This is a genomic window from Variovorax sp. P4_D9, from assembly GCF_056401695.1.
The window spans coordinates 1-5,490 of sequence record NZ_JBFUIU010000606.1 but is presented as its reverse complement, the minus strand read 5'-3'; the positions used below and the strand labels follow the sequence as shown (position 1 = coordinate 5,490).

4 protein-coding genes and 1 pseudogene are annotated in these 5,490 nt (G+C 68.6%); 4 read left to right on the top strand and 1 reads right to left on the bottom strand.

Annotation, left to right across the window (positions count from 1 at the left end; genetic code table 11):
- Both AC1DY5_RS40295 and AC1DY5_RS40290 read left to right on the top strand, forming a co-directional pair.
- On the top strand, positions 1–2,163 hold a 2,163-nt coding region (locus AC1DY5_RS40295; protein WP_478120046.1), incomplete at its 5' end, for a Tex family protein.
- 47 nt (positions 2,164–2,210) lie between these two features.
- A complete protein-coding gene (locus tag AC1DY5_RS40290) occupies positions 2,211–3,284 on the top strand; it encodes a patatin-like phospholipase domain-containing protein (protein WP_478120045.1) in 1,074 nt (357 codons plus the stop codon).
- Between the two features lie 54 nt (positions 3,285–3,338).
- On the opposite strand, the gene AC1DY5_RS40285 is transcribed toward AC1DY5_RS40290, so the two are convergent.
- The gene (locus AC1DY5_RS40285; protein WP_478120044.1) at positions 3,339–3,848 is read right to left on the bottom strand and encodes an Lrp/AsnC family transcriptional regulator; all 510 of its coding nucleotides are present in this window, start codon (positions 3,846–3,848) and stop codon (positions 3,339–3,341) included.
- Between the two features lie 117 nt (positions 3,849–3,965).
- Between AC1DY5_RS40285 and AC1DY5_RS40280 the strand changes: the two genes are divergently transcribed.
- Both AC1DY5_RS40280 and AC1DY5_RS40275 read left to right on the top strand, forming a co-directional pair.
- The gene (locus tag AC1DY5_RS40280) at positions 3,966–5,168 is read left to right on the top strand and encodes a M20 aminoacylase family protein (protein ID WP_478120043.1); all 1,203 of its coding nucleotides are present in this window, start codon (positions 3,966–3,968) and stop codon (positions 5,166–5,168) included.
- A gap of 1 nt (position 5,169) precedes the next feature.
- A pseudogene (locus AC1DY5_RS40275) lies at positions 5,170–5,490 on the top strand (diaminopropionate ammonia-lyase); the annotation flags it as partial.

The following is a 5,490-nucleotide window of genomic DNA, read 5'->3' as shown; positions in this document are numbered from 1 at the left end:
GTGTTGAAGAGCATCGACGAGCAGGGCAAGCTGAGCCCCGAGCTGCGTGCCGCGATCGACGCCGCACCGACCAAGCAGGAACTCGAAGACCTCTACCTTCCCTTCAAGCAGAAGCGCCGCACCAAGGGCCAGATCGCGCGCGAGTTCGGCATCGAGCCGCTGGCCGACAAGCTGCTGGCCGATCCGACGCTGGATCCGGCGGTCGAGGCGAAAGCCTTCCTGCAGCCCGCCGCGACGCTGGACGACGGCAAGCCCGGCCCCGATTTCTCGACCATCCCGGCGGTGCTCGATGGCGTGCGCGACATCCTGTCGGAGCGCTGGGCCGAGGACGCGCCGCTGGTGCAGCGGCTGCGCGAATGGCTCTGGGCCGAGGGTTTGCTCAAGTCCAGCCTGATGGCGGGCAAGGACGAGAACAATGCCGACGTCGCCAAGTTCCGCGACTACTTCGACTACGACGAGCCGATCGGCCGCGTGCCGTCGCACCGCGCGCTGGCCGTGTTCCGCGGCCGGGCGCTGGAAATCCTCGACGCCAAGCTGGTGCTGCCGGTCGAGCCCGAGCCTGGCAAGCCCTCGATCGCCGAAGGCAAGATCGCATTGCACCTGGGCTGGAGCCACGCCGGCCGCGCCGCCGACGACCTGATCCGCAAGTGCGTGTCCTGGACATGGCGAGTCAAGCTGTCGCTGTCGACCGAGCGCGACCTGTTCACGCGGCTGCGCGAGGAGGCCGAGAAGGTCGCGATCAAGGTCTTCGCCGACAACCTGCGCGACCTGCTGCTGGCCGCGCCAGCCGGCCCGCGCGTGGTGATGGGACTGGACCCGGGCATCCGCACCGGCGTCAAGGTGGCGGTGGTCGATTCGACCGGCAAGCTGGTCGAGACCGCGACCGTTTTCCCGCACGAGCCGCGCAAGGACTGGGAAGGCTCGCTGCATACGCTCGGCAAGCTGTGCGCCAAGCATGGCGTAAACCTGATCGCGATCGGCAACGGCACGGCCAGCCGCGAGACCGACAAGCTGGCCGCCGACCTGATCAAGTTGCTGGCCAAGATGACGGCACAGGCCGGCGCGCCGGACGTCAACGTCGACAAGGTGGTGGTCAGCGAGGCCGGCGCCTCGGTGTATTCGGCCAGCGAGTTCGCCTCGCAGGAAATGCCCGATGTCGACGTCAGCCTGCGCGGCGCGGCCAGCATCGCGCGGCGCCTGCAGGACCCGCTGGCGGAACTCGTGAAGATCGATCCGAAGTCGATTGGCGTCGGCCAGTACCAGCACGACGTGAACCAGGGTGAACTGGCGCGCACGCTGCATGCCGTGGTCGAAGACTGCGTGAACTCGGTCGGCGTCGACCTCAACACCGCCAGCGTGCCGCTGCTGTCGCGGGTCTCGGGCCTGTCGGCCAGCGTCGCCAAGGCGGTGGTGCGCTGGCGCGAGGCCAATGGCGCCTTCGCCAGCCGCCAGCAGCTGCTGGACGTCAGCGGCTTCGGTGCCAAGACCTTCGAGCAGAGCGCGGGCTTCCTGCGCATCCGCGGCGGCAGCAACCCGCTCGACATGACCGGCGTGCACCCGGAAACCTACCCGGTGGTCGAGCAGATGATCGAGAAGACCGGCAAGCCGGTTGCCGAGCTGATGGGCCGCGCCGAGATGCTCAAGACCCTGAAGCCCGAGCTGTTCGCGAACGAGAAGTTCGGCGTCATCACGGTCAAGGACATCCTCGGCGAACTCGAGAAGCCCGGCCGCGACCCGCGCCCGGACTTCAAGGTGGCGCGCTTCAACGACGGCGTCGACGACATCAAGGACCTGGTCGAAGGCATGGTGCTCGAGGGCACTGTGAGCAACGTGGCGCAGTTCGGCGCCTTCGTCGACCTCGGCGTGCACCAGGACGGCCTGGTGCACGTGAGCCAGCTCTCGCACAAGTTCGTCAACGATGCGCGCGAGGTCGTGAAGACCGGCGACATCGTCAAGGTCAAGGTGATGGAGGTCGACGTGGCGCGCAAGCGCATCGGCCTGTCGATGAAGCTCGACGCCGCGCCGGCACGCCGCGATGGCCCGCGCGACAACCGCTTCGAAGGGGCAGGGCGCGGACAGCAGGGTCCACGGCGCGACAACGCGCCGCAGCCGGCCGGCCAGATGGCCTCGGCCTTCGCCAAGTTGCAAGGGCTGCGCAAGTAAGTGGCGGCCGCGGGCGCAAGGGCACGATTCCTTCCGATGGATCGCGCATGAAGGCGCTTCGCATCTACGCGGGACCGGCCGCCCGCAACCACATCGCCGCCCACGGCCTGGGCCCGCAGGACGTGCGCACCGTCCCGGGCGCGGCCGGCGGGCCCAAGGGGCTGGTGCTCGGTCCGCTCGATCGCTTCCTGTTCGGCGACTGGCTGCCGCAGGCCTCGCAGCCGATCGACCTGGTCGGCGCCTCGATCGGCGCCTGGCGGCTGGCGAACGCCTGCCTGGGCGACACCAAGACCGCCTTCGAACAGTTCGAACACGGCTACATCCACCAGCATTTCGAAGTGCCGCCGGGCCAGAAGCGGCTGAGCGCCCGGCAGGTCAGCGCGCAGTTCGGCGAGGGACTTCGCAGCTTCTATGGCGGCCGGACGGCGGAAGTGCTCGGGCATGCGCGCTACCGCCTGCATGTCATCACGGCGCGCGGCCAGCACATCCTCGGGCGCGAGGGCCCGGCACGCACGCCGGTCGGCTACCTGGGCGCCTTCCTCACCAACAGCGTCCACCGCAAGAGCCTGGGCGCGTGGCTGGAGCGCGTGGTGTTCTCAACTCCCGGCGCGGCGCTTCCCTTCGGCACGCGCGATTTCCGCACCCGGCAGGTGGACCTGGTCAAGGCCAATTTCGAGCTGGCGCTGCAGGCCTCCTGCTCGATCCCGTTCACGCTCGAGGCGGTGCACGACATTCCCGGTGCGCCGGCAGGCGCCTACTGGGACGGCGGCATCACCGACTACCACCTGCACCTGGACTACGGCCGCTCCGATGGCCTCGTGCTCTACCCGCATTTCCAGCAGGCCGTGGTGCCGGGTTGGTTCGACAAGGGCCTCGAGTGGCGCCACAAACCGACCGGATTCCTCGATCGCATGGTGCTGCTGGCGCCGGCCCCGGACTGGGTGCGGAGCCTGCCCAACGGCAAGCTGCCGGATCGCAACGACTTCCTGCGCTATGGCAACGACCTGCAAGGGCGCATCAGGGCCTGGAGCACCGCGGCCGAGGCCTCGCGGCAGCTGGCGGACGAGTTCGCACAGTGGCTGGAGAAGGGTTGCAGCATGCGCGACGTGTTGGCACTCTAGGCGGCGCCACGCTGCTCGGCCCGGTCTGCAGGCTCCACGCCTTTCGACGCGCAACTACTCCCGGGCCGGTATCGGCAACGGCACGCGGGTCTCGAACTTCGAACAGTTCATTGCGAATGTGCTCTTGAAGTTGCGCACGTTGTGGTTGGACGAGAAGACCTCGCGCGTGAAGGCGTGGTACTGCGCCATCGACTCCGCGTTGACGATGATAAGGAAGTCGAACTCGCCGGAGACCTCGTAGCAGGCCATCACGTCCTCTTCGGCGGCCATCCGCTGCTCGAACTGCTTCAGGAGCGCGGCGTTCTGCTTGTCCAGCTCGACCGAGACGAACACCGTGAGCGGCCGGCCGACCCGTTGGCGGTCGACGATGGCGACCTGCTTGACCAGCACGCCCGACTCGCGCATCTGTGCAATCCGCCGCTGGCACGTGGCCGGCGAAGTGCCCGCCTTGTCCGCCAAGGCGCGAAGCGGCAGCGACGCGTCGCGCTGGAGGAGATCCAGCAATAGCGTGTCGAGGCCGTCCAGGGCGACTGGGAGACTGTTCTTGCCAAGTGTTCGAGACATTCGATCAGGCTTCTTGATCTTGATGAGACAAATACGCCACCATCTGCCGAATCGGTGGTGAAACGACCCGCCATATTGCACCAACAATTCCTCATCACTCACAAGGAGATCGACGGCATGGACGGCGCGACTGGAACAGGGACCGAAGCAGGCCTGGAAGCAGGCTGGGTGCGTTGGCGCCATGACTTCCACCGTTTTCCCGAGACCGGCTTCAACGAGCAGCGCACCTCGGACCGCGTGGCGCAGATCCTGGCCATGCTGGGCCTCGAGGTCCACCGGGGCATCGGCGGCACCGGCGTGGTTGCCAATCTCAGCGTGGGCTCCGGCGAGGGCGTGATCGGCCTGCGCGCGGACATGGACGCCCTCGCGTTGGCGGAAATCGCCGACGGCCGGCCGTACGCGTCGGCCAATCCAGGCTGCATGCACGCCTGTGGCCATGACGGCCACATGGCGATGCTGCTGGGCGCCGCGCAATTGCTGGCCAGCCGCCGCGACTTTGACGGCACGGTCCGCTTCGTCTTCCAGCCTGCGGAGGAGCACGGACGCGGTGCCGCCGCGATGCTGGCCGACGGCCTGCTGGCGCGTTTCCCGATGGACGAGATCTACGGCGCCCACAACATCCCCGGCATGCCGGCCGGGCACATCGCGACCCGCGTGGGCGGGATCATGGCCAGCGAAGACAACTTCGTCATCCGGATCACGGGCCGTGGCGGACACGCGGCGCGACCGCACATGGCCATCGACCCGCTGGTCATCGGCGCCGAGATCGTGCTGGCGCTGCAGACGATCGTGGCCCGCTCGATCGACCCGCGGCACTCCGCCGTGCTGTCCTGCACCGAGCTCCTGACCGACGGCATCCGCAACGCGATTCCGACCGAGGTGGTCATCAAGGGTGACACCCGCAGCGACGTCCCGGAGGTGCATGCACTGCTGGAGCAGCGCCTGCGAGAAATTTGCGAGGGCATCTGCCGCGCCCACGGCGCCCGCTGCGTCGTCGACTACACCCACGAGTTCGCGCCGACGGTGAACTGGCCCCAGTGCGTGCCGTTCGCCGTCCAGGCTGCCAGGCGCGTCGTCGGCGACGCCAACGTCGATCCGGACGTGCCGCCGATGATGATCTCGGAGGACTTCGGCGGCTTCCTCGAGGCCGTGCCGGGCGCCTTCGTCTTCATCGGCAACGGAGATGGCGAGGGTCCCGGCGCCACCCCGCTGCACAACGCCAGCTACGACTTCAACGATCGCATCGTCCCGGTCGGCGCCCGCTACTTCGCCGAACTGGCCCGCGTCCGCCTTCCCCAAGGTCCCGCTTCTGCCCGCTGACATGCTCCTTGCCAACACCCACGCCAGCCGCCGCCGCTACGACGCCGAGCTTCGGCCCATCCTGAGCCTGGCCGCCGGCCGCGAGAGCCGCGCGCGGCTGTCGACCTGGAGCCGGCTGGCCGGCCATCCCACGCCGGCCTGGTCGCTGCCGGGACTGGCCGCGGCGCTCGAGCTCGCAACGGTCACGGTCAAGGACGAGTCGAGGCGCTCCAGCCTCGGCAGCTTCAAGGCGCTGGGCGCACCCAACGCGCTGATCCAACTGGTCCGGCGCCGCTGGCCCGAGCGCAGCTGGACTGCCGAGGCGCTGTTTGCCAGCCAGCAC

Excerpts from the sequence above, each read along its gene's own strand:
- AC1DY5_RS40285 (WP_478120044.1), bottom strand. The coding sequence starts at position 3,848 with ATGTCTCGAACACTTGGCAAGAACAGTCTCCCAGTCGCCCTGGACGGC.
- AC1DY5_RS40280 (WP_478120043.1), top strand. The coding sequence starts at position 3,966 with ATGGACGGCGCGACTGGAACAGGGACCGAAGCAGGCCTGGAAGCAGGC.
- AC1DY5_RS40290 (WP_478120045.1), top strand. The coding sequence starts at position 2,211 with ATGAAGGCGCTTCGCATCTACGCGGGACCGGCCGCCCGCAACCACATC.